Source organism: Streptomyces sp. NBC_00989, assembly GCF_045162655.1.
Classification (GTDB): domain Bacteria; phylum Actinomycetota; class Actinomycetes; order Streptomycetales; family Streptomycetaceae; genus Streptomyces.
Genome location: NZ_CP108728.1, coordinates 11,377,450 through 11,400,705, shown reverse-complemented (window position 1 = coordinate 11,400,705; position 23,256 = coordinate 11,377,450). Strand labels below are relative to the sequence as shown.

Sequence of the window (23,256 nt, the reverse complement as noted above, 5' to 3'; positions counted from 1 at the left end):
CCTATCGAGAGCCCGACTCCGATTTGGACATGCCCGGGATGCCGTCGGCGGTTGTGGTTATGCGGAGCCTTCGGGGCGGTTTCCCGACCGGACCACAGGTGGCGATCAGCGTGTCGTCCGCCCGGTTCGGCGACCGGTCGACGCGCCTCGCCGGGCCTGTCGATGCGGGAACAGCAGCCGCCCGCATGGAAAGCCGGCCACATCCGAGACCGCGCTCGGTGCACACCACGGTCTCAACTCGACCCGTTCGTCCCGTGCGTCGCGTACAAACGGGCAATGCTCACCCCAAGCCGAAGAGCGGTTCTGCTGCACTTCCAGGGCCAGAGTCACGGATGGTAACAGCCGGTTATGCGTATAGTCACCACAGGGTGCTAAGCCCACCACAGCTAAGAGTTCCAAGTTTTGGTCAATTCCTTCTCCATTCCTGCGACTGAACGGGAGATCGCTTTCCCGGCCATCAGAGATGCGGCCAAAAAATTGTGCGGTTTCGTGTTTTCCAAACGAAACCGGGGCAGAGCGCCGACCAGAGCCTTGCCGATCAACGAGCGTTTTCAGCGGAGCCACTCCAGGGTGAGGACTGCCGCGACGATTGACGACATTCGATTCGGGCTGCAGCGCGCCCGGCGGAAGATCCGCCAGGACTTCAGTCGTGCGACGCCACGCTCAACCGGAGCCCGTGCGGCGGACAGCGCGCGGTTGACGGTCCGCTGGATGGGCGTGAGGCCGCGGCCGGGCGGGCGTCTGACGGGCGTCGTTACCCACGGGCCGGCTCCCATGTAGGCGCGGTCGGCGAGGACCGGGATGCCTTGGCGTTCGCAGATCCGGATGATCCGGTGGGTGCCGGCCGCGGTCAGGTCGTGCGTTCGGCCGGGCAGTGAAGGTGAGATCCACAGCAGCCGGCCATCCGGATCGGTCACCAACTGCACGTTCACGCCAAGTCGGCGGTGCTTGGCGGAGTAGTCGGCCCGGCCGTCGCCTACCCGGCCGCACTCAGCGAGCGTGCCGTCGAGCAGAACGTAGTCCGGATCGGTCTCACGCAGCACCTTGAGCACGCCCGGTGCACGCTCTGCCAGCAGGCTGATCACCGCGGCGGTGCAAGCGTGGGCGATGCCCACCGAGACACCGAAGCCGGCGGCGATCTGGGCGAGCGTGTCGTGCTTGCGCAGGTACGGCAGAGCGACCAGGGCACGCTGGTGCGGTAGGAGTCTGCACCGTCGGTCACCCTCGCGGGTAGGGATGCCGCGACGCCCATCAGGCTGTTGCGGACCAGTAGTCGACCGGGTCCCGGTTCCGGGACGGGGACCTCCGCGACGGTGAAGTGGGCTGGTTCCAGGGCACCTTGGGGACGGGAGGCGAGACGGACCTCGCGGCGCGTGGCGGGGATGGTCGACGGAGACATCTGCGGGCTCCTGACGGGTTGCCGGAGCGCCGCACACCTCGCTCGGCGCCCACCGACGTCAAAAGTTGATGCGCACGTCAAGGTCAAACCGGAGCGGACCTTCTGGTCGACGCCTCCGGTCTCGTCGGCCCGCAACCGCCCTTTCGGAGCCGCGCCTTGAACTGCCGTACGAGCCCTGGCGCGAGGCGCCCGATGACCGGGACACGGAGGGGACACCCGGCCCACGTACCCGGGACGCACGGCGTCCTAGCGTGGCGGTCCGTGGGAGGCGACATGTCCGGCCCACGCGGGCGCAACACGACCAGAAGCGGGGCAATCTTCCATGTCGAACCGACCCGACCGACCACTCGACCCATCGCTCGACCGGCCTCTCGGCCGCAGACGACTGCTCCGCGCCTCCGCCGGTGCAGCCGCCCTGGCCGGCCTGGCGGTGACGGGTGTCGCCCCGGCACGGGCAACCACCGGCGCGGGCACCGGGCGGACGTCGACCCTGCCGCCCGTGCCCGGGATGCTGGGCGACCGCCGGGCCAACGAGGTCTGGTACCAGCTCGACGAGGTCGCTCTCTATCACCCGTCGCCCGAACTGCTCGCCGCCTACAAGGCCGTCGGTCTCCAGGTCGGCGGAAACATCGAGGGCGGAGTGCGCGGGCTGTGGCAGGAGATGAGCAAGTCTCCTGATTACCCGGGCAACTACCGGGACTTCATGGCGCCGATCGAGGAACCCCTGCGGGTGATCTCGGACATCCAGCTCGGCGTGTTCGACAGCCTGTACCGGCCCTACGACCCGCGACTGGTCGCCACCTTCGCCTGCTTCGGCGAGGGTGTGCTCTACGACCCGCGCCGTGAGAGCGTCCACTCGCCGGTGCACACGATGGACTCGTTGCCCACCGTTCCTCCCCCCGGTTACCACACGTGGTACGCCTACATGCGGGCGATGATGCTGCTGAACATCGACCGACCGCGCTGGACGGCGTTCGCTTCGCTCATGGCGTACGCGTGGGCGCTGCAGTCGGTGGCCAAGCCCACGACGCAGACGCCGAGTTCACCGCTGCCCCGGGAGACCGTCGTACGGTTCGCCGCCTCGTGGCTGCCGCGCGGTCCGCGCAGGCTCGACGCCGACTTCCAGTCCTACCCATATCCGCAGGGGATCAACTGACGGGGTCGGTGGGGGCACGGAAGGGCGGTGGAGGTCAGCCTCCACCGCCCTTCCGTGCCGTCGTGCCTCGCCCGGTGGGACTCACTCACTGCGGGAGAAACGGTACGTGGCGACGGCCAGCGCCACCGCCGCCAGGGCGGCCACGCACCCCAACTCCGCTGCCACCGACGGAGTCCAGTCCCCCCACCTCGGCCCGGCCGCCCGGCCACCGAGTCCCGCGACGCCGACTCCGGGAAGGGTGCGGCGCAGCGCGTCGACCGCGTAGGTGAGGGGGTTGAGGCCTACGACAGTGCCCAGCCAGCCGGGCAGTCCGCTCGCCGGGAACACCGCCCCGGACAGGAACAGCAGGGGCATCATGCACAGCCCGACGACGATCTGAAAGGTCTCGGGCCGCTTGGCGCAGACGGCCACCAGGACACCCAGCGACGTGAACGCGAAGGCGATCAGCCCCAATTCCCCCAGGACGAGGACGAGTTCGGGCCGGTAGGGGACGCCGACCAGACCGGCGAGGCACAGGACGGGGATCGCGTAGCCGAGGCCGGCGGTCGCGCCGCCGAGGCAGGTTCCGGTCAGCAGCGGGGTGCGGCGGACGGGGGCCACGAGCAGTTGGCGCAGGAATCCGGCCTGCCGGTCCCACACGATGGACGCGCCCGCGGCCATGGCCGGTGCCTGCACCGCCATGAGGAGGACGCCGGGGAAGAAGAAGGCGCGGAAGTCGCTCATGGCGTCGTGCCTGCCGGACACCGCAGAGTTGAGGCCGGTGCCGAAGACGAACAGGAACATCATCGGCATGATGACGCTCATGGCGATCCGCAGGCGGTTGCGGCTGAAGCGGATCACCTCCCGTTCCCACAGCACCCGGACGGCGCGCAGATCCGCAGCGAGACGTCCCGGTCGCGCGGCACCACCGGTGACGCCGGGCCGCACTGCCATGTCCGCCATGCCGGCGGCAGTTGACGAGTCTGCCGCATCCGCTGCGGTTGCCGTGTCTGTCGTCCTCATGGTCACCTCCTCGAAGCGGGCGTCGGAAAGCCGGTCGGCTCGGTGTCGGCCTCCCGGATGGTGCGGCCGGTGTAGTGCAGGAAGGCGTCGTCGAGCGTCGGCGGTGTCACGGTCACCGAGTGCACCGTCAGAGGTACGGCGTCGCAGATCCTGGGCACCCAGGCGGCTCCGTCGGCGACCCTGACGCTCAGCCCTTCCGGGTCCGTCTCCGCCTCCAGACCGAGGCGTTCGCGCAGGGCCAGGGCCGCCGCCGGGTCGTCGGCAGTGCGTACGGTGATGAGGTCGGAGCCCACAACAGCCTTGAGGGCGGCGGGAGTTCCGTCCGCGACGAGTTCGCCCTCGTCCATGATGGCGATCCGGTCGCAGTGTTCGGCCTCCTCCAGCTGGTGCGTGGTGAGGAAGACGGTGACCTCCCGCTTCTCGCGCAGCCGGCGCAGGTGGTCCCAGATGGCGGCGCGGGTCTGCGGGTCGAGGCCGGTCGTGGGTTCGTCGAGGAACAGCACGCGGGGCGTGTGCAGCAGGCCACGGGCCATCTCCAGGCGCCGTCGCATACCGCCGGAGAAGGTGCGGACGGGGACGTGGCGGCGCTCGGCCAGGTCCACCAGTTCCAGCATGTCCATGATGACGTCGAGCCGATTTGCGCGGGGAATGCCGAACAGGTCGGCGTGGAAGCGCAGGGTCTCCATGGCGGTCAGGTCGACGTCGAGGGTGGACTCCTGGAAGACGAGGCCGATACGGCGGCGCACTTCGTGGGGCTCGCGTGTCACGTCGTACCCGGCCACCACTGCCCGACCGGACGTGGGGCGCAGCAGGGTGGACAGCATGCCGATGGTGGTGCTCTTGCCCGCGCCGTTGGGGCCGAGGAAACCGAAGGTCTGGCCGGTGGGGACGGTCAGGTCAAGGTCGCTGACCGCCTGGTGGCTGCCGTACGTCCTGGTCAGTCCGTCGGTCAGGACGGCCACGCCGTTGTCAGCAACTGCGGTGCGGCGGACGGCCCTTGGCTCGCCGGCCGTGTTCATCGACGGCCTCCGTCGCGCTGCCGGACGCTCATGACGGTGTGGAAGAACGCCACGTCTCCGGACTCACCGACGGCCTGCGCGCCGACCTCCACCCAGGCGTGGGCGCGGAACGGCTGGGTGCGGAATCCCGTGCACCAGTCGGGCCATCGGCCCCGCAGTCGGCACAGCAGTACGGTGGCGACCGAGCGTTGCAGACAGCCCCGGCCGGCGCAGCGGGCGCTCACGGTAACCACCGCACAGCGGGCGTCGAGGGCCTGCGCGTGGCTTGCGGCGCGGGACCCTCGGGCCGCCGCGGTCAGCACCTGGCGCAGTCGGCGCGGGGGCAGCAGCAAAAGTACACGGGCCGCGCCCACGGCCGCCCGTGCGCTCAGCTGCCGCTGCCAGGGCAGCCGGGTCCCGGTCTCTCCGACGACCTGCATACTCATGCCGTCACCACCAGCCGGGCCCGGTCCAGGGCGTCGAGCAGTGTCCGTACGTCGGTGAGGGCGCGTCCTGCGGCATCGGGGTGGTGCCGGGTGAGCCGGTCGGCGGTCTCCTCGGGGGTGTACCCATCGAGGAGGAGCCGCAGCGTGGTCGCGCCGGAGCGGTTGAGCTGCCAGTACCGGCCGCTGCGCTGGTCGAGCAGGACGAGGCCGTCCTCGGTGTCGGTGGCGGTGACGTCGGGTTTCAGGGCGAGGGTCATGGGGTCTCTCCAGCCAGGGACGCGACACCGGGCGCGGGCGCCGCCACGGACCGCAGCCAGCTCTCGCAGGCCAACGTGTTCTCGTACGGGACGAGTTGCCAGGATTGGGTCTTGAGGCCGAGCAGTGCGGTGCGCAGAGCGTCGGGGTCGACCAGACCGAGCCGGGACAACCGGAGGTCGTCGCAGAGGTCCAGCAGATCCCCGCGGTTGCGGCGCATGCCCTGGAACGCCTCCGCGCTGAACTCTCCCTTGCTGCGGCGGGCCAGGATCTCCTCGGGCACGATGCCGCGCACGGCTCGCCGCAGCGTCGGTTTGAAGTCCCCGCTCACCAGCCGGTCGTCGATCCGCACGGACAGGGCGGCCTCGACGACCCGGTCGTCGAGGAACGGCGCCTCGCAGGCGACCCCCAAGTCATCGAAGGCGGCGTCGAGTTGGCGCATGGCGCTGCCGGACTGGACGACGATGTCGAGCATCTGGTGCTGGGCCCGGTCCCGGTGGTGCGGATCGGGGTGCTCCCGTTCGGCGGTGTCCCGCAGCAGCCGGCGTACGGCGTCGACGGCGTCGACGGTCGCCCAGGGCGGGAGCCGGGGTTCCCAGCCCCAGCCGAGCAGTGCGTCCCCCGGGCCCGGCGCCGGTTCGGTGAGCCGGTCGGCGGCGGAGCGCAGCCACGCGGCGAAGGAGGTGCCGTCGGCGAGTCCGCGGACGGTCGACGTCAGGGTCCAGCGGTTGAGGACCCGGAAGCGGTGGATCCTGGCGAGGCTGCCGAGCGGGTGGCCGCGGACCAGCGACCACAGGGCGGTGGGGAGGACGCCGAACAGTTCGTCGCCGCCGATCCCCAGGAGGTGGCAGCGCGATCCGTCCGCGGCCATGGTGGAGAGCAGACGTCGCATATGGGCGCGGTTACGGGCCCAGGGCAGCGGTCCCTCCTCATGGCCGGAGTCGACGGTGGCCGTCGTCTCGTACCAGCTCGGGCCGTTCCGGTCGGCACCGACGTGGTGTCGGGCGGCGGGCAGATGACGCGCGGCGCGTTCGGCCCATTCGGTGTCGTCGTTCGCCCGGTCCTCCGGTTTCCAGTGGTGAGTGACGAGGTCGGCGCCCGCCGCGTCGGCCAGGAAACAGAGACTGGTGGAGTCCAGGCCACCGGACAGATCGGCGCTGACGGTGGCACCGGTGCGCGCTCCGACACAGGCGAGCAGGGCCTCACGAATATGTACGGCCGCCTGTTCCGTCGCTACGTCGGGCTCCGGCGGCCGCCACCAGCGGACCTCACGAGCGCTGCCGTCCGAGTCCAGTTCCAGCCGGCAGCCCACGCCGACCGCCGACACCCTCGACCACACCGGGCGCAGGGAGAGCGGCCAGGGCGGGACCGGGGTCAGCAGGCGCAGCGCCAGCAGGTCCCGGTCGACGGTCAGGGTGCCGTCGTCGCCCCGCAGCGTGCCCGCCCACTGCGCGAGTCGGCGCGGCCCGTCGGCGGCCACGGCGATGCCTCCGACGTCGGCGTAGAAGATCTGCCGTGCGGTGGACAGGCTTCCCTGGGCCCGCGTCCACCCGTCGAAGGAGGCGACGAGGTGGAAACAGCCGGGCAACGAGCGTGCCACGTCGTCGAGTTGACCGAGGGATCGCGCCTGGGCCAGTGCGCGTTCCACGCGGTGCCGGTCCACGGTCGAGCGACCCAGGACGGCCACGCGCCGGGCCCCCGCGCTCACCAATGTCAGTTCCTCGTCCGCCCAACGGCCCACGAGCCAGGGGCGCCCCGAGGCATGACGGACCACCCGGACATCCGCGGCACGAGTCAGTGGTTCGGCCACCGCCGGCGCGGCTGGGCTGTCGGGCAACACGACGAAATCCATGTCGGGGCAGGTCCCTTCGTACGGTTCGGGCTGCACGCCCGCCAGCTGTGGAAGCGCGAGGGCCGGGCAGCGGATGCCGGGTGAAGGTCACCGGCGAAGACTGCGCGGCGAGCGGTGCCCCGCGCGGGAACAGGAGCGGCACGGTGGTGGAGGAATGTCGCCTCCACCACCGGCCGTGGCGGGCACGGCGGCCCCTCTCCTGTCAGCGGGTCCGCTGGATCAGCAGATCCAGGCGGTGCCCCAGAAGAAGTCGTTCGCGAGGCACGGCCCGAAGGCCATGGTCAGTTCCGCGAAGCCGCCGATCTCTTCCAGCGCGGGCGGCTCGTAGACGTCGTTCGTCTCCATGTTCGTCTCACCTGCTCCCTATGACTCGATCAGGAAGGAAAGACGGGAACGGGGGCGCAGGCCCCGGGCTCGCCCCGTATCTCCCGAGCACGTTCACGCTAGGGGGCCCCGGGTCCCGGGCGCCTGGGTGTCTGGTCCCGGACCGGTCCCCCATTCGCCCGGGTCAGACACCGAGCCCCGCGTCCCGGGCCCGCATCGCCGCCTCCACCCGGTCCGCCACCCGGAGCTTGGCGAACACCCGGGAGACGTGATTGCGCACGGTCTTCTCCGACAGGACCAGCTCGCGGGCGATACGACGATTGCTCAGGCCCCGGGCGACCAGGTCGAGCACTTCCCGCTCGCGTTCGGTGAGATCGGGAAAGGCGGCCCGGAAGGGCATGTCATGGACGGCGGAGAAATAGCGGCCGAGGCGGTCGGCGACGGCCGCGCTGAACACCGCCCCGCCCTGCGCCACCGTCCGCACGCCCCGCACCAGTTCCTCGCCCGGAGCCCCCTTGACCATGTAGCCCCGCGCACCCGCCCGCAGGGCCGCCACGACCGCGTCGTCCTCGGCCGACCCCGAGATGAAGAGCACCCTCGGCGCGTCGGGCCCGGCCGGTGCGTCCGCGACGATGGCCCGCGTCGCCTCGATACCCGAACAGCCCGGCAGCAGCAGGTCCATGAGGACGACATCGGCGACCACATGACCGTCCCGCAGGGCCACGACCGCCTCCTCCCCCGTGGTCGCCTCTCCCGCCATCTCCAGGTCGGCCGCGTCCTCCACGACCTGCCGAACTCCGGCCCTGAAAAGCGGATGGCCGTCGACGACGAACACCCGGGCCGTCACGGCCGCCGCCGTAACGCGACCACTAACCCCGCGAGCGTCGACTTCCGCCATTTCCCCGATTCCAGCATCTGCATGTCATCCCCCGTGCTCCGCTGTCCGCTTATCAATTCGTCCACTTGTCGACTGCTTCAGAGCGATAGATCATGAGTTCATTCATGAGTCGAATGTATTCAGCTTCACACCGTGACAGACGGAACGGAAACACTTCGACGGGGCTCGAAGCGGCAGGAGCGCTGGGCGGGAGAAAGCCAGTTGGAGAGGTTGCCGACCGGCAGCCGGAGCGAGCGCCGTTGCAGTGGGCGTAGAGGATGCCGCGGCTCTCGCTCTCCGAGACACCGGCGATGTGGGAGGTGAGTCCGGATGGACGCGACCTCGCCGGGTCAACTGCTGGACAGCGCCACCTTCTTGTTGGCCAACCCGAGTGAACGGCGCGTGTCAGGCAGCGAGCCAGGCCGTCGGCGGTGAGGCGGAACTCTTGGACACTGCCCGCGCCGCCCGCGTCCACGGCGTAGGCAATGTGTCCCGAGGCCGCGATCGAGGAGGCGAAGTCCCCACCCGAGCTCACTACTTGACGATCCGTCAGGAATGCTGTCCTTCGACTCTGAATTACGTTCTGGGTCGGTGTCTTGTCGGGCCTCTTCGCGATCAAGGATCTACAGCCGAGGATCTCGGCAAGCCGGAGGAACGCGCCGGGAGCATCGGTCAACGGGATGGAGGCGACGTCCGGGCCGTTCATCGCGTTGGTGGCGCCAAGGATCTTCAGGCCGTGCCCGGTCAGCTTCCACGGGTCGGCCGGCAAGCCGGGGCGATGGTCCCGGTCCGGCGCGTTGGCAGCTGCAGCCGCGATGGCCCTGCCGGCCTGGTTCAGGCCGTAGTAGACCAGCAACGGTCGAGATAAACGGGTACCGGATCCCCGTCAAATACAGCGGACTCCTCTACAAGGCCGACCTCTTCGACCAGTACCTGGGAAAAGGTGATCAGCGCAGCGACGTGAGGGGCAGGCGGTCTGCCGGAGGCTTCCGCGGCCGAAAGACCCCAGCCGGCTGGGCTCTTTCCGCCACTGCCACGAGGGGGCTGTCTTGAGCAGCGGTGCTGACGCCCCACGTCATTCCCCCTCAAAGTGGAGCTCCGTCAATTCGTCGGACGCGCGTCTTTGGCCGAGGCCTGTGACTTCCTCAAGGATCTTTCGGTCCGTTTCGAGCAGGACGCGGCCTCACAGCACGCCGAGTTCGTCGGCCGGCTGGTCCATCTCCGTCGACGTCAGGATCAGGGACCCGTAGGAGTCCACGCGGCTCAGCATCGGCAGGCCGCTCCGGCGCGGAGCCGGGAGCAGGCGTCCGTTTCGTCCAAGAAGACGGCGACCTCGGTCCGGCGGCGGCGGTCCGGAAGGGCCATGCCGGGGTGAAGCCGGCTCACGTTACGGACAAGCTGTGTGCGGCAGTGGACTGTCTTTTGGTGGCTGTTCCGAAGTGAGGTCGAGTCGGCGGGCGAGCCCGGCGACGGTCGGGTTCTCGAACAGCGCGCGCACCGGAAGCTCGACGTCCAGCGCGGCCCCTACCCTGCCGGTCAGCCGCAGGACGAGCAGCGAATGCCCGCCCAGCGCGAAGAAGTCGTCGTCGGCGCCGACGGAGGGTACGTCCAGTATCTCGGCGAACAGCTTGGACAGGACCGCCTCCGGGCCTGCCGAGGTCACCCGGCCGGTACGTGGGACGAGCCGGGACGGGACGGCGGGCAGCATGGTCTTTGGCAGGGCGTGATCCCGTGTCGGCGAATCCGGTGTGGACTCCAGCTCCGAGACCACGTGGTGCAGGGCTTCGACCAGTGCGGTGCACACCCAGTCGGTGCCGATCGACGGCAGCGCCTGGGCGACGAGTAGGAAGCCGTCCGCGGAGTCGTCGACCGACAGGAAAACCGGGTAGTTCGTCCGCTCCTCGCCGGCCAGGAGCGTGACGCCCGGCACTATCTCCGTCACCCCCGGTTCCAGTACGACGGACGTGGCGTGCCGGTAGTTGAGGACGGTCGTGAACAGCGGCAGTCCGGCGTCCACCGCACCGCACCGCTGCGCCCGTGCCAGCGAGGCGTGTTCGTGGCGCATGAGCTCGGCCAGGAGCCGGTGCGTGCTTCGCACGCACGCAGCGGCGTCTCGCGCGGCCGCCGCCACCCGGACCGGCAGCGTGTTGATGAAGGCACCGATCCCTCGCTGCGCGTCCGCGCCGCCTCGCCCGAAGAGCACCGTGCCGAACACCGCGTCGTCCTGGCCGGTGGTGCGTGCCAGGGCCCGTCCCCAAGCGACGTGGAACAGCGTCGCCGGCGAAACCCCCGCTGCTCGCGCCGTCCCTCGTACGCGCGCGGCCAGCTCCGTGTCGAGCCACGTCCGTGCCTCGTCGACGCCGAGGCCATTGCCCTGCACGTCCAGAACGCCGAACGGTGCTGTCGGCCCGGTCACCCCGTCCAGCATCCGCCGGAAGAACCCGTCGTGCTCCGCCTCCTGGGCGTCGAGGACCGACCGGGCGACCACCGTGCGGTACGGCACGGGGTCCGGCAGCCGTCCGCCGGTGCCCGCCATGTGCGCGCCGATCTCGGCGAGCAGAAACTGCAGCGACGTGTTGTCGTCCACCAGGTGGTGCAGCAGCAGCGAGACGAGCCAGCGCCCGTGTTCCGCGTCGAACATGGTGGAGACCCGCAGCAGTGGTGCCGCTTCGAGATCCATCCGGTACCGGCGCGCGTCGACCGCGCTCGCCAGGTCCGCGGCCGAGCCCGGCCCGAGCCACCGGACCGGCAGCTCCGCGCGCCGCCGCACCACCTGGACCGGCAGCGGAAGTCCCCGCCACACCACCGCGGTCCGTAGGACGTCGTGACGCTCGACGGCCTTGTGCAGTCCGTCGAGGAACGCGTCGAGCCTCTCCCGCGAGTCGACGGCCAGCAGCCCGGAGATCACGTACGGGTCGCCCTCCCGCGCCAGGACATGGTGGAAGAGCATGCCCTCCTGGAGGGAGGTCAGCGGATAGATGTCCTGCACGTCCGCCGCCCCCTCCGGGACGGTGGCCAGCACCCGGTCTATCTCCTCCTGGGTCAGCTCGACCAACGGCAGCATTTCCGGGGTGATTGCCCCGGTCCCGGGCGTCACCAGGTTCGGCGGTACCTCTGTCTCGGCGCTCGACGCGCCGAGCGCCGCGGCGAGGCCGGCCGCGGTCGGTGCCGAGAACACCGCGCGGACGTCCAGCCGTATCCCTTGGGCGCGCAACGCCTCCACCAGCTGCACCACCAGCAGGGAATGGCCGCCCAGCTCGAAGAAGTTGTCGTCGACACCCACCCGGTCGACGCCGAGAACCTGCGCGAACGTCGTGCACAGCAGTTCCTCGTCCGGCGTGGACGCCTCCCGGCGCGTGTCGTCGCGGGCTGCCGCGTAATCGGGAGCCGGCAGCGCCGCCCGGTCGAGCTTTCCGTTGACCGTGAGGGGGAGGGCGGGCAGCTCTACGAAGGCAGCGGGCATCATGTGCGCGGGCAACGCCGCCGCCACCCACGCCCGCAGCTCACCGGTGTCGAGACCGTCGGCCGACGTCATGTATCCGACGAGGCGCCGGTCGCCAGAGGAGTCCTCACATACCACGACGGCGGCCTCGCCAACCCTGGGATGGGCGGCGAGCCGCGCCTCCACCTCGCCCGGCTCGATCCGGAATCCCCGCACCTTGACCTGCGAGTCGGAGCGCCCGAGGTACTCAAGACGTCCCTCACGGTTCCACCGCACGACGTCTCCGGTCCGGTACATGCGCCTGCCCGGTTCCCCGAACGGACAGGCGACGAACCGCTCCGCCGTCAGGCCGGGACGCCCCAGGTAGCCGCGTGCGAGCTGGGCACCCGCCAGATGGAGGTCGCCCGCCACGCCCACCGGCACCGGACGCAGCCGCTCGTCCAGCACGTACGCCTCCAGGCCCGGCAACGGCGGACCGATCACGCTCGACACCCGCGCCGAGCCGGACTCCACAGGCAGCTCCTGGCAGCTCGCGTGGACCGTCGTCTCGGTGATCCCGTACATGTTCACCAGGCTCGGGGACTCCACGCCGTGGCGTGCGAACCACCCCTGCAGACGCGCATGGTCCAGTGCCTCGCCGCCGAGGACCACCGTGCGCAGCGCCAGCCGCGCGGACAGCCGCGGTGCCTGTTCGTCGGCGCGCACCAGCTGGTAGAAGGCCGAGGGGGTCTGGTTCAGCACCGTGATCCGCTCACGCACCAGCAACGCGAGGAACTGCGCCGGCGAACGCGAGACCGAGAACGGCACGACAACGAGCCGGCCGCCGTGCAGCAGTGCCCCCCACAGCTCCCACACGGAGAAGTCGAAGGCGAACGAGTGGAACAGCGTCCACACGTCCTGCGCGCCGAACGCGAAGCGCTCACGAGTCGCCGCGAGCAGACTCACGACGCTGCCGTGCGTCACGGCGACCCCCTTCGGCCGCCCCGTCGAACCGGACGTGAAGATCACGTAGGCCGGCTGTCGCGCGTCCACGCCCGGCGTGAGGTTCGCCCCGCTCAGCCCCGCCAGCCATTCGGCCGTCCTCGGATCGTCCGGCACCACGACGGGCACCGCGCCCGATACCGCACCGGCGGACGCGGTATCGGTCACCGCCAGCAGGGGCATGGAGTCCTCCAGTAAGGAGGTGATGCGCTCTGGCGGATAGCCGGGATCGACCGGGACGTAGGCCGCGCCGACCTTCAGCGTCGCCAGGATCGCCACCACCAGCCCGGCGGAACGCTCCAGCACTACGGCCACGCGCGTGTCCGGCCCTGCACCCCGGGACCGCAGCAGGCGCGCGAGCCGGTTGGCCCGCGCGTTCAGCTCTTCGTACGACAGCGCCTGGGCGCCGTGCGTCAGCGCCGTCGCTCCCGGAGCGCGTGCCACCTGCGCCTCGAACAGCTCCGGCAGCGCCGCTCCGGACACCGTAGGCGCCGGACGGCTGCCCAGGGCCAGGACGTGCTCGCGCTCGGTGTCGCCGAGCAGTTCGGCATCGCCCACCGTCGCGTCGGCCCCGGACCGGACCGCCCAGTCGAGCACGCGCCGAAACCTGTCGACGTGCTCACCGACGTCGTGCGAGTCGTACCTGTCGGCGGCGGCGTCGACGACGATCTCCATGCCGTCACCGCCTCGCCTGTCGTACACGGCGAGCGACACGTCGTCCACCGGCCCGTTCGACAAGTTCCGGCCGCTGACCGCGCACCCGCCGAAGGACATCGCCGAGTGGTCGAACGACATCACGTTCACACGGAAGTCGGCGAGAGTGCCCCGCTCGACGAGCCTCAGGTCGCGGAGAATGTCCTCGTAGCGGTACCGCTGGTGCCGCAGCCCGCGCCGCACCGACGCCGTGACCTCCCGCACCACCTCGCCCAGCGACATGCCGGCCCGCACGCGGCAGCGAACGGGAAGGACATTCGAAGTCATGCCGGGTATCCGGAGCCGCCGGGACCCCGAGCGACCGAGCACAGGGATCCCCACAAGAAAGTCCTCCGCCCCCGTGACGCGGTGCACGTACACCGCCGAGGCGGCGATGACCAGGCCGGACAGGCTCGTCCTCAGTCCCCGGGCCGCCTCGCGCAGCGCCTCCACCCCGGCCGGACCGATCTGGCCTGTCGCACGCACCGTTGCCCACGACCGGGCACCCGCGGTGCCACGCCCCCGGAAATCGAGCGGCGCGGGCGGCTGCGCGAGCGTCTCCCTCCAATACGCCTCGTCCACGGCGCGGTCCGCCGATGCGCGGTAGGCCCCTTCGTCCTCGAACAGGACGGAAACCGGTGCCAGCCGCCCCTCGTCCGGGTCGCCGCCGGCCGTCAACGCGTCGTAGACCTGTGCGACGCGTGCCAGGATGACCGAACCGCTGAACCCGTCGATGGCGATGTGGTGGCACCGCTGATAGCAGAAATAGTGGTCGTCGCCGGCTGTGAAGAGCGCCGAGGTGAACAGAGGGCCCTCCTGGAGATCCACGGGGCAGCCCATGTCGGCCCGCATCCACTCCTCCGCCGCCGCACGTGGGTCGGCCGCGGCGCTGACGTCCACCCGGCGCAATGTCCAGTCGTCACGCTCCCCCACGACCTGCCACACGCCCGCGCCGTCACCACCGAACCGCAGATGGAACGCGTCGACCTCGCGCAGCGTCCTCCGCAGTGCTTCCTCGAACGCGGTGAGATCCAACGGGCCCCGGAACTCGAAGTACTCGCCGATGTTGAAGCGAGGGTCGTCGGGGGCGAGCTGTTGGGCGTGCCAGATTCCCAACTGCCCGGCCATCAAATCCGACCGGGTCGCCTCGCGCTCCGCCATGGACATGTCCCTCAAGATTGTGGTGGTACGAAAGTGGGTCCGGGTATGCGTGCTTCGATTTCCACCGACACCGCGCTATCTCCCGGCACGACGCGCATACCGACCCCTCGGGCATGGTAGATGCATGTGTCATCGCCCCAGAGCCGAGCCTCGGCGAGCGCGTAGCAGTGCCTTCCCCCAAGGCCGGTTAGTCAGGGCTTGCGGAGAATTAACCCGTAGCTTCACGTTCCGTGGTTCATTGGTCTGCTCCGGGCGCTCTGGAAGGACAACAGGCCGCGCCGGCAGCCAAGTTCGAAGCGGTCCTGCCATCTCTGGATGAGCGGCAGAGGCGTCTGCTGATGGGCGCGGAGGCCCGGCCGGTCGGCCATGGCGGGATCGGGCTGGTCGCCCGTGCCGCCGGGGTGCGCGAGGGCACGGTGTCTCTGGGTGTCGCCAAACTTGACCAGGACAAGGAGGCCGAAGAGGGCGTGGTGGTTGACCCACATCACCCCGATGACCAGGAAGCTGACCACGTAAGCGGCGTAGGACGGCCACTGGCGGGTGAGCGCCTCGGTCAGTGCGTGGCCGCGCTCGGAAGGCACGTGGATTTCCAGGACCAGCAGGGTGACGGCGATGGCGAAGACGCCGTTGCTGAACGCCTCGACGCGTCCGGTCTCGCTCACACCAGCCCGTTCCAGCTCCAGCGGGGTGTCGGTCCCGGTTCGCCGAGATCCTGGCCGACAGGACCAGCTGAGACGTCACGGGCGATCCGGGTGCCCCAGTCGAAGTACTCCAGCACCCGGCGGCACAGCCTCTCGTCCTTGGGGAGTTCCTTGCCGACGGCGTCTATCATCAATTCCATCCACCGGGTCCGCTGCTCCTCGGTGATCGACAGGCCGAGGTGTACCCGCAGCAGGCCCTGGTGACCGCCGTGTTCGGCGGTGAAGTCCGCGGGCCCGCCGAACACCTCGGCGAGCCAGAGGGCAACGTGCTCGATGTGGGCTCGGGTGAAGTCCGCGAAAACCGGGGCGAGCAGCGGGTCGGCGAGCACGCCGTCGTAGAAGGTGTTACTCAGCCGTCGGAGGGCGTCCATGCCGCCCATGGCCTCGTACAGGGTGGCGGCACGCTCAGTCACGGGTCTGCCCGCCCGCCCCGTCCCCGGTGGCCGCAGACACCACCGATGTCCGGGCGTAGTGCTTCATCTCCACGATGTCCCCTATGTAGGGTTGAACGGCTGCCAGGAAAGGCGGGAAGTGCGGACCGCCGCGGAAGCCCTGCTCGTGGTCCGCCACAGAGGTCCACTCGATCCGCAGGATGTACCGGTCGGGCTCCTCAACACCGTGGGAGAGCTCGTACCCGAGACACTGCGGAGCCGGATCCAACTGCTCCGAGGCAGCTGCATACGCCTTTTCGAACTCGGCTCGGCGTTCCGGCTCGGCGATGCGGTACCGGATGTACTCCACGATCACGTCTGTCCTCCGTGGGGTCGGTTCTCGGCAATGATCAGAAATGCCGACCGGGAAAACGAGGACTTTCGCTTCCAGCACATGAAGCGGCGGGCAGGATTCCGCGGATGCGACCGAACACCGAGTGGTCGTACACCCCCGGAGGCAGGGGAGGTGGACCGCTTCCGGCATAGCCAGAGAAGCACACCACGCTGTCGCCCACGAGAAGCCCGGCTGAGCGTGGCCTGCAGCAGGCCCACTGCATGCCTGCGAGCACACTCACCAGGAAGTTGAACCGCTCCTTGGGACGCACAGCTTCGTCGCGCATGGTCCACGCGCCGATGACGTAGGCACCGAGCAGCCTCAGAACTCTGGTCTTCATCTCTTCGGGCGAGGCCTCAAGCGTTTGGCCGTTCGTGTCGACCTCCCGAGCGACGACGTACATCACGAGGCGGGAGAGCTGCCACTGCAGTGCCAAAAGCCACGCCAGCGCCTCGCGCGCTTCATCGGGGACGGTGCGTGAACGAAATGCGTCCAGTGCCCAGATGGCTGACATGGCGTCGCCCTCGATCTGGGACGTGGCCGCTTCCAGCGTTGTGTGATCCGGTTCCCGCCCTGGCCTGTACAGCGTGTGCCCGAAGTTGGTCACGGTGCCCTGATACTGCGTCTGCGCCATGAACCGATGGACGATCAACCGGCCGGACGGGTCGGCGAACCGGCGCAGCAGGAACGGGGGAACGAAGTGGTGCTCCTTGGGATGGTCGGGCACATCAGCCCCAGTTCTTCAACGCTTCCGCGACCTGGCGGACGTCACGGCGCCCCTCGACGACGTCGACGACCAGCGTGATCGCCTCCTGGCTGCCGACCTTGACCTGGACGCCGCTGGCGTAGAGATAGGCGTAGGCAACCTGCGCGGCGAAGAACTCGTTCGAGTGCTCAAGAGCAGGAACCCGAGCGAGGCAGTGAAGGAGCGCGGCGGCCCGGTGATGCGCAGCCGGGTAGACCAGAGTCCCCATGACCTCGTACCGGTGGCGGGCCACGGCGGCGGCCAGAGCGCCGAAATCGGTGACATCGGGATCGCCGGGCACGAGACTCTGCGCGATATCGAGCAGCCATCGCTCGTCGATGAGGACGACGGGCGGCATCAGGCCGCGTGGCTGCTGGCGCCGGTCCCGGAGCCCCTTTCGCGCTGGTCGACCCTCCGTCCGAGCGCACCTCGGCGCTCGACCGGGTCGCGCGGCTACCCGTCGAGGACGTGGTCACGCTGGCCGACCGGCTCTCCGGCCTGGGTATGGACGAGTTGGCCTTCGGCCTCTTCACCAGGGCAGGTCAAGCGTGCCAGGTCGCGGACGTCGAGGCGCTGGTGACCCGGAGTCGGCAACGTGATCTCGGCACATGGTGGTTACGCTGGCTCGTCGAGCTCGCCTCCCGCCGGCACACCTCGGACATCGTCACGAGGGCCTTGAGCAAGAAGCTGTCGGCTGTGACGGTGCACTTCGCCACCCTGCCCCCTGCCGAGGTCATTCTCCTCGTGGACTCGCTGCGCCAAAACTCTCTGGACCGCGAAGCAACTGAGACTCTCTGGGGAGCCGGCGATCGGGCGGATGTCGGGGAGGCTCTTTCGGCTCTGTACGAGGCCAGTCGCTTCGAGGACGCCGGGAGGGTCCTTGCCGGAGCACTGGACAAGTCACCTGAGAAGAACGACGCGGCGCTCGACTGGCTCGTCCGTGCCACCGACTGGCTGCCCGTGTCCGCCGTGGCGACGATGACTCTGAAGCTTGTGCACCGCCATGTCGTGCCCCTGACGGACGCGTTGCTTCCGGTCGGCCTCCTGGTGCTGGTGGACACTTTCCGCGAGCACGGCCGGGAGATCGAGGCTGCAGAGTTCCTCCAGGCCGGCGGCGGGAGACCGGATCTTCCGCAACTCCTCACGCTGCTCGGCGACTCCGGCCGTGTAGAGGACATCGCCTACGTGCTGTCCCGGGTGAAGATCAGGCGCGGGGCGCGGCGGGCGATCGTGACGGCACTGGCGGTAACGTCGCTCGACAAGCGCGATCAGAGGAGGTTCCTCCGCAGGCCCCGGCCGATTTCGACGCGCACGGTCGATCTCGGTCTCTACTGGTCCCAGGTCTCCATCTTGATGGGATACGGGGAGTTTGCGCCGGACACGCACGGCACCGGGCGGACGGTCGCTGTCGCGGTGTTCGTCGTGCTCATCCTCGTATGGGGAGCGCTGTGCGTCCGATGGTTCAGGCTCTGCGGATTCGTCAACCTGATCATCTGGAGCAGTGGCGTGTTAGCCGTGCCCGACTGGATCCCTCTGGGGGTCGGTCCTAGTCCCACCACCGAGTGGGCGTTGAGAATCCACAGTGGAGTGCTCGGCGCCCTGGCGGTACTGCTGTACTGGCTGACCCACAGCGCTGACCGGAGCCGCGTCTGGTGCCTGAAGACCGTCGAGAATTTCCGGCGTCAAAAACCGGCTGCCCTGCTCCGCCTAGGCTCGCTCAGCGAGAAGGACGGGGACATCGACGGCGCTCGACGCTGGTACCGGCGAGCCGCCGCGACCGGTGACGCCCCAAGCGCTGACTACCCGGATGCCGCGGATGAGGTCACCGCCGACACGACTGCCGCGGATGCGGTCACCGCTCTCGTTCGGCTGGAATCGCAGGGCTCACCGGAGCAGGCGGCAGCCTGGTACCTGCGCGTCATCAGCTCCTCGTACACCTCAAGCCAGGAGCCGACCGTGCTCGCAGCGATCGAGCTTGCCCGGATCGACGCGGCTTCCTCCGATACCGAGGGCGCGATCGCCTGGTACGACTACGCCCTCGGCGTGGAGCGGGACAGTACTGGCAGTCATCACCGTTTCCTCTACTGGTCTGCCGTCGAGCCTTCCGAGGACGGGCCTGGTGTACCGCGCAGATCACCCGGCAGCCTCAACATGCCGCACGTTCTATCAGCTCCCGTGTGAGTGGCGGGTGTCGGCCGGCAGTCGATGGACCCCGGTCCGCCCTGACGGCGAACCGACTTTCCCTGCCCTGCTCCGCAGGAGCTTCGTTTCCTCCCCCGGCTGAAGCCGGGGGCATCCACGAAGGAGAGCCCCGATGAACATCGGGGAGATCGCCCGGCGTGCGGGCGTGTCACGGAGCACGGTGTCGTACGCGCTGAGCGGCAAACGTCCCGTCTCGACCAGCACCCGCAGACGTATCCAAGACATGATCGACGAGTTGGGATACCGGCCCAATGCGCCCGCGCGGGCCCTCAAGGAGGGGCGGACCCGGACGATCGGTCTCGTCATCCCGCCCGCCGGCAACCGGCTCACGCACATGCAGTTGGACTTCGTCACCAGCGTGGTCGACGCCGCCGCCCGGGTCGACCTGGATGTGCTGCTGTCCCCTTCCGGCGGGGATCACGACCGTTCCTTCGAGCGGTTGGTTTCGGAGAGCCGCGTGGACGGTGTGATTCTCATGGAGATCCGCCTGGAGGACCCTCGTGTCGGTCGGCTGCATGACGCCGGGCTGCCCTTCGTCGGCATCGGGCACACGGCTGGCGACCAGCAGATGTCCTGGATCGACGTCGACTACGCCGGCTTGATCCAGCACTGCGTGCGCCACCTCGCCGATCTGGGGCACCGCCGGGTTGCTCTGGTAACCCGGTTCCCCGGAACTCATCGCGGCGGGTTACGGCCCCGCCCGCAGGGCCAGGGAGGGCTTCGAGAGGGCCCTGGCGGAACGCGGCCTCGACGGCATCGAAGTGCCTTGTGGGGACGATGCCCGTTCCGGCCGGGAATGCATGACGGCGCTTCTGCAGAGCCATCCGGACCTCACAGCTGTCGCCACCATCAACGAGGCCGCCCTGCCCGGCATCCAGAGGGCACTGTCGGACACCGGCCTGGAAGTGCCGTACGACTTCTCCATCACCGGAGTGGCGGCCAGGACCTGGGCCGAGGACTTCCGTCCACCGCTCACGGCGGCGGACGTACCGGCCCTGGAGATGGGCGAGAAGGCCGTGTCCCTGCTGGTGGAGCGCATCACCGCGCCGGACACCCCGCCTCAGCACATCCTGCTGGCACCCCCGGTCTCGCTGCGCTCCAGCACGACCGCAGCGCCCACCGGCCGCCAGACGCGCGTCAACGGCACGGCGCGCTGAGCCGGGCGGCTACGGCAGACCCCTGCAGACCGTCGCGCACGAACTCCACCGCCGGCCACGCAGAACGCTCGACCGGGAAACCCCGGCCGAGCGCCTGTCCCCACTGCGCGCGACCGTCCGCAGCTGACGCGTGTCGAGCACGTGCGGGTGGTGTCAGCAGCGCGGCAGTGATCCGCGGCATTCACACCGAGACCAAGGGTGCTTACGGCGTCCCCCGGATCACGCGTGAGCTACGGGAATGGGGTCCGGTGGTGAATCACAAGCGGGTCGCGAGGCTGATGCGGGCCGCAGGCACCCCTACGAAAGCAGGGGCCGCCGACAGGGCCGATGCCGGGCTGCCCGGGGCGGCGGTCATGGTTGAGCAGTCGGATCGGACGCCAGGTATAGGCAACCGTCGGAGCTGCCGTTCCGGCGGACCCGTGTGGTCAGAGCGTTAGCCAGGGACAACTTGTCCGTGGTTAGAACCACCCTTCATCCGGTTCCCGGTTCGCGTCAAGATTGCCCTGTCGAACAGAGGAGGTCGGACGATGGACCGGGCATTGCTGGCGGATTTTCTCCGAGCGCGTCGTGAGGCGTTGCAGCCGGAGGATGTCGGGCTTCCCCGCGGGCAGCGGCGCCGCACCGGCGGGCTGCGGCGCGAGGAGGTGGCGGCGCTGGCCGGGATGTCGGCCGACTACTACAGCCGCATCGAGCAGCAGCGAGGCCCGGCACCGTCGGAGCAGATGCTCGTCGCGCTCGCCCGGGCGCTGCGTCTCAACGAGAGCGAGCGTGACCACGTCTTCGTCCTGGGTGGGATCCCGGCGCCGCAGCGAGTTCTTCGGGACGATTACATCGGTCCCACGATGCTGCGGATCGTCGCCGGTCTCTCGGACGTGCCCGCGATCGTGCTGTCACGGCTCGGCGAGGCATTGCTGCAGACGCGCCCGGCGGTCGCTCTGCTCGGTGACTACACCCAGTACTCGGGCTTGTCCCGTTATCTGGTCTACCGCTGGTTCACCGGTGATCGGCGGGTCCGTGGCCTGTACCCCGTCGAGGACCATCCGATACGGGGCAGGGTCTTCGCCGCGGAAATCCGGGACGCGTACACGGCGGATCCCACCGGGAGGGCCGGCGAGATCGTCGCGGCGCTGCTGGAGGTCAGCTCCGAGTTCGCGAACATCTGGCGGTTGCACGAGGTGGGAGTGACCCATCATCACGACCTCAAGCGCTACCTACACCCCGAGTTGGGGGAGCTGGAGCTGTACGCCGAGATGCTCTTGGATCCGGAGCAGCATCAGACGCTACTGGTGTTCACCGCCGTGCCCGGTTCTCCGAGCCACGGCAAGCTTCAGCTCCTGACCGCCGCCTAGCGGCTGTCTTCCCTCACACATCTGAAAGGCACTGTCTCGAAAGCCCAGACGTGCCCAGGTCTCACAATGCTTCAAATGTGAAGCACTTCTTGGCCATGAAAGGTGGTATTTATCGTGAAAGCAGTGCGTTTCTATGAGTACGGTTCCCCGGACGTCTTGCGTTACGAGGACGTGGAACAGCCGGTCCCCGCGGCCGGGGAGGTCCGGATCCGGGTGGCCGCGACGTCATTCAACCCGGTCGACGGCAACATCCGCGCGGGCTTCATGCAGGGCCCCATCCCGGTGACCCTGCCGCACACCCCCGGCATCGACGTCGCGGGCACGGTCGACGCACTGGGCGAGGGCGCGGACAGGGTCAGGGCGGGTGACCAGGTTGTCGGCTTCCTGCCGATGACCGGTGCCGGCGCGGCGGCGGAGTACGTGCTGGCACCAGCCGGCCTGCTGACGGCGGCGCCCGCGAGCATTCCGCTGGCCGATGCGGGCGGCCTGCCGCTGGTCGGGCTCACCGCCTGGCAGGCCCTCTTCGACCACGCCAAGCTGACTGCCGGTCAGCGGGTGCTGATCAACGGTGCAGGCGGCGCGGTCGGCGGCTACGCCGTCCAGCTGGCCAAGCACGCCGGCGCACACGTGATCGCCACAGCCGGGCCGCGCAGCAGTGAACGCGTCAGGACGGCGGGTGCCGATGAGGTGTTCGGCCACGGGGTCCCCGAGCTGTCCGCGCTGGTCGACGTCGTGCTCAACCTCGCACCGGTCGACCCGATGGAATTGGCCGCGCTGACTTCCGTGGTCCGCGACGGCGGCATCGTGGTGAACACGACGGTGTGGATGCCCGCGCCTTCCGACGAGGAACGCGGCGTGCGCGGCGTCAACCTCTTCGTCAACAGCGACGCCGCGCAGCTGGCAAGGCTGGTGACGCTGGTCGACTCCGGAGCGCTGCACGTCGACATCGCTCGCCGGGTGCCGCTGGCCGAGCTGCCGGCGCTCCACGCGGAGTCCGCAGAAGGCACGCTCTCCGGCAAGGTCCTCGTCCTTCCCACCGCCGCCTCTCTCACATAGGCGACCTTCCACGGCGGCAACCACCGCGGTTACACCGACTACCCCACCCTCCCCACCGCCACGGAGAGCTGAACCATGACCACACTCCTCATCAGCCCAGCCGACAAGACCGTCACCATCACCGTCCAGCAGCGGACCCGCACGGCACCCCGGAACGCCTTCCGCATTCTGGTGCCCATCGACCTCCCCACCGTCTTCCGCCCGGTGGTCCCGTTCCCCGGCATCAGCAGCGTGAAGAACCAGACCGAGTCCTGGGACCACGCGGGATCGCGAAGGAACCCACAGTTCGACGACGGTTCCCAGGCCGACGAAGAACTCACCGAGTACGTAGTGGGCTCCAGCTTCGCCTACCAGCTGACCGGCTTCACCAATGTCCTCTCCCGCCTTGCGGCCGGTATACGGGGCGAGTTCAACGTCAACCCCGACGGTGACGGCGCACTCATCCGCTGGACCTACGAGTTCAAGCCGCTGCCCGGCCGCCGCTGGATCCTGGCCGGTCCCTTCGCCCCGCTCTGGCGCCGCTACATGGTGGCCGCCCTCGACCGGTGCGTTCACGTCATCGAAGCGAAGGACAACAACGAGCAGGAGCAGCTCCAGGCCGGGTGACAGCCCGAAGCAGCGGCATCAGAGTTCCAACCCGGTCGTTCCGACCGAGCTGAATTCGTAAGAACCCGTCCTCGATGCCGGCCTCCCAC

19 protein-coding genes and 3 pseudogenes are annotated in these 23,256 nt (G+C 69.4%); 7 read left to right on the top strand and 15 right to left on the bottom strand.

All coding sequences use genetic code 11. From position 1 onward, the window contains the following. Positions 1-551 precede the first annotated feature (551 nt). Positions 552-1,238 (bottom strand): transposase family protein, encoded by a 687-nt coding sequence (locus OG714_RS51430; RefSeq protein WP_406132225.1) that lies wholly within the window; start codon positions 1,236-1,238, stop codon positions 552-554. A gap of 483 nt (positions 1,239-1,721) precedes the next feature. On the opposite strand from OG714_RS51430, the gene OG714_RS51425 reads away from it, so the two are divergent. Continuing rightward, complete coding sequence (locus OG714_RS51425; RefSeq protein WP_406131385.1) at positions 1,722-2,555, top strand: hypothetical protein; 834 nt, start codon at positions 1,722-1,724, stop codon at positions 2,553-2,555. Between the two features lie 81 nt (positions 2,556-2,636). Here the strand turns inward: OG714_RS51425 and OG714_RS51420 are convergent, their stop codons facing one another. The 14 genes and pseudogenes from OG714_RS51420 to OG714_RS51355 all read right to left on the bottom strand — a co-directional run bounded on the left by OG714_RS51420 (position 2,637) and on the right by OG714_RS51355 (position 17,155). Further along, positions 2,637-3,557 (bottom strand): ABC transporter permease, encoded by a 921-nt coding sequence (locus tag OG714_RS51420; protein WP_406131384.1) that lies wholly within the window; start codon positions 3,555-3,557, stop codon positions 2,637-2,639. Positions 3,558-3,559: 2 nt separating this feature from the next. Next, entirely contained in the window at positions 3,560-4,576 is a 1,017-nt protein-coding gene (locus tag OG714_RS51415; protein WP_406131383.1) for an ABC transporter ATP-binding protein, read from the bottom strand. Beyond that, on the bottom strand, positions 4,573-5,001 hold the full coding sequence (locus tag OG714_RS51410; protein WP_406131382.1) for a lasso peptide biosynthesis B2 protein: 429 nt from the start codon (positions 4,999-5,001) through the stop codon (positions 4,573-4,575). Before OG714_RS51410 ends, OG714_RS51415 begins: the two co-directional genes overlap by 4 nt. Further along, positions 4,998-5,258: a lasso peptide biosynthesis PqqD family chaperone gene (locus OG714_RS51405; protein ID WP_406131381.1), complete on the bottom strand. Its 261-nt coding sequence runs from the start codon at positions 5,256-5,258 to the stop codon at positions 4,998-5,000. Before OG714_RS51405 ends, OG714_RS51410 begins: the two co-directional genes overlap by 4 nt. Next, the gene (locus OG714_RS51400; RefSeq protein ID WP_406131380.1) at positions 5,255-7,108 is read right to left on the bottom strand and encodes an asparagine synthase-related protein; all 1,854 of its coding nucleotides are present in this window, start codon (positions 7,106-7,108) and stop codon (positions 5,255-5,257) included. Before OG714_RS51400 ends, OG714_RS51405 begins: the two co-directional genes overlap by 4 nt. A 219-nt stretch (positions 7,109-7,327) precedes the next feature. Beyond that, positions 7,328-7,453, bottom strand: coding sequence for a lasso RiPP family leader peptide-containing protein (locus tag OG714_RS51395; RefSeq protein ID WP_266778605.1), 126 nt, complete (start codon positions 7,451-7,453; stop codon positions 7,328-7,330). Between the two features lie 163 nt (positions 7,454-7,616). Beyond that, a complete protein-coding gene (locus OG714_RS51390) occupies positions 7,617-8,279 on the bottom strand; it encodes a LuxR C-terminal-related transcriptional regulator (protein ID WP_406131379.1) in 663 nt (220 codons plus the stop codon). A 103-nt stretch (positions 8,280-8,382) separates the two neighbouring features. Continuing rightward, the gene (locus OG714_RS51385) at positions 8,383-9,165 is read right to left on the bottom strand and encodes a hypothetical protein (protein WP_406131378.1); all 783 of its coding nucleotides are present in this window, start codon (positions 9,163-9,165) and stop codon (positions 8,383-8,385) included. 531 nt (positions 9,166-9,696) lie between these two features. After that, positions 9,697-14,592, bottom strand: a complete 4,896-nt coding sequence (locus OG714_RS51380) for an amino acid adenylation domain-containing protein (protein WP_406131377.1) — start codon at positions 14,590-14,592, stop codon at positions 9,697-9,699. A 506-nt stretch (positions 14,593-15,098) separates the two neighbouring features. Continuing rightward, positions 15,099-15,248: pseudogene (locus tag OG714_RS51375) on the bottom strand (TMEM175 family protein); the annotation flags it as partial. Next, a complete protein-coding gene (locus OG714_RS51370) occupies positions 15,245-15,700 on the bottom strand; it encodes a group II truncated hemoglobin (protein WP_406131376.1) in 456 nt (151 codons plus the stop codon). The gene OG714_RS51370 and the pseudogene OG714_RS51375, both read right to left, overlap by 4 nt. Further along, the gene (locus OG714_RS51365; protein WP_406131375.1) at positions 15,693-16,034 is read right to left on the bottom strand and encodes an antibiotic biosynthesis monooxygenase family protein; all 342 of its coding nucleotides are present in this window, start codon (positions 16,032-16,034) and stop codon (positions 15,693-15,695) included. Before OG714_RS51365 ends, OG714_RS51370 begins: the two co-directional genes overlap by 8 nt. A 34-nt stretch (positions 16,035-16,068) precedes the next feature. Further along, on the bottom strand, positions 16,069-16,779 hold the full coding sequence (locus tag OG714_RS51360) for a DUF4238 domain-containing protein (RefSeq protein WP_406131374.1): 711 nt from the start codon (positions 16,777-16,779) through the stop codon (positions 16,069-16,071). A gap of 1 nt (position 16,780) precedes the next feature. After that, positions 16,781-17,155: a fic family toxin-antitoxin system, toxin component gene (locus OG714_RS51355; RefSeq protein ID WP_406131373.1), complete on the bottom strand. Its 375-nt coding sequence runs from the start codon at positions 17,153-17,155 to the stop codon at positions 16,781-16,783. Positions 17,156-17,163: 8 nt separating this feature from the next. On the opposite strand from OG714_RS51355, the gene OG714_RS51350 reads away from it, so the two are divergent. The 6 genes and pseudogenes from OG714_RS51350 (at position 17,164) to OG714_RS51325 (ending at position 23,167) form a co-directional block, all read left to right on the top strand. Further along, positions 17,164-18,978 carry a hypothetical protein gene (locus OG714_RS51350; RefSeq protein ID WP_406131372.1) on the top strand — a complete coding sequence of 605 codons (1,815 nt, stop codon included), beginning with the start codon at positions 17,164-17,166 and terminating at the stop codon, positions 18,976-18,978. A 133-nt stretch (positions 18,979-19,111) separates the two neighbouring features. After that, positions 19,112-20,156 (top strand): annotated as a pseudogene (locus tag OG714_RS51345) (LacI family DNA-binding transcriptional regulator). A 170-nt stretch (positions 20,157-20,326) separates the two neighbouring features. Next, positions 20,327-20,446, top strand: a pseudogene (locus OG714_RS51340) (IS3 family transposase); the annotation flags it as partial. A 237-nt stretch (positions 20,447-20,683) separates the two neighbouring features. Continuing rightward, complete coding sequence (locus OG714_RS51335) at positions 20,684-21,505, top strand: helix-turn-helix transcriptional regulator (protein ID WP_406131371.1); 822 nt, start codon at positions 20,684-20,686, stop codon at positions 21,503-21,505. Between the two features lie 114 nt (positions 21,506-21,619). Next, a complete protein-coding gene (locus tag OG714_RS51330) occupies positions 21,620-22,561 on the top strand; it encodes an NADP-dependent oxidoreductase (protein ID WP_406131370.1) in 942 nt (313 codons plus the stop codon). Between the two features lie 75 nt (positions 22,562-22,636). Next, positions 22,637-23,167 (top strand): SRPBCC family protein, encoded by a 531-nt coding sequence (locus OG714_RS51325; RefSeq protein ID WP_406131369.1) that lies wholly within the window; start codon positions 22,637-22,639, stop codon positions 23,165-23,167. Positions 23,168-23,256: the final 89 nt, after the last annotated feature.

What these genes read in the sequence shown, in the direction of transcription:
- OG714_RS51425 (WP_406131385.1), top strand. Translation starts at nt 1,722, where the DNA reads ATGTCGAACCGACCCGACCGACCACTCGACCCATCGCTCGACCGGCCT.
- OG714_RS51420 (WP_406131384.1), bottom strand. Translation starts at nt 3,557, where the DNA reads ATGAGGACGACAGACACGGCAACCGCAGCGGATGCGGCAGACTCGTCA.
- OG714_RS51415 (WP_406131383.1), bottom strand. Translation starts at nt 4,576, where the DNA reads ATGAACACGGCCGGCGAGCCAAGGGCCGTCCGCCGCACCGCAGTTGCT.
- OG714_RS51410 (WP_406131382.1), bottom strand. Translation starts at nt 5,001, where the DNA reads ATGAGTATGCAGGTCGTCGGAGAGACCGGGACCCGGCTGCCCTGGCAG.
- OG714_RS51405 (WP_406131381.1), bottom strand. Translation starts at nt 5,258, where the DNA reads ATGACCCTCGCCCTGAAACCCGACGTCACCGCCACCGACACCGAGGAC.
- OG714_RS51400 (WP_406131380.1), bottom strand. Translation starts at nt 7,108, where the DNA reads ATGGATTTCGTCGTGTTGCCCGACAGCCCAGCCGCGCCGGCGGTGGCC.
- OG714_RS51395 (WP_266778605.1), bottom strand. Translation starts at nt 7,453, where the DNA reads ATGGAGACGAACGACGTCTACGAGCCGCCCGCGCTGGAAGAGATCGGC.
- OG714_RS51380 (WP_406131377.1), bottom strand. Translation starts at nt 14,592, where the DNA reads ATGTCCATGGCGGAGCGCGAGGCGACCCGGTCGGATTTGATGGCCGGG.
- OG714_RS51355 (WP_406131373.1), bottom strand. Translation starts at nt 17,155, where the DNA reads ATGCCGCCCGTCGTCCTCATCGACGAGCGATGGCTGCTCGATATCGCG.
- OG714_RS51335 (WP_406131371.1), top strand. Translation starts at nt 20,684, where the DNA reads ATGGACCGGGCATTGCTGGCGGATTTTCTCCGAGCGCGTCGTGAGGCG.
- OG714_RS51325 (WP_406131369.1), top strand. Translation starts at nt 22,637, where the DNA reads ATGACCACACTCCTCATCAGCCCAGCCGACAAGACCGTCACCATCACC.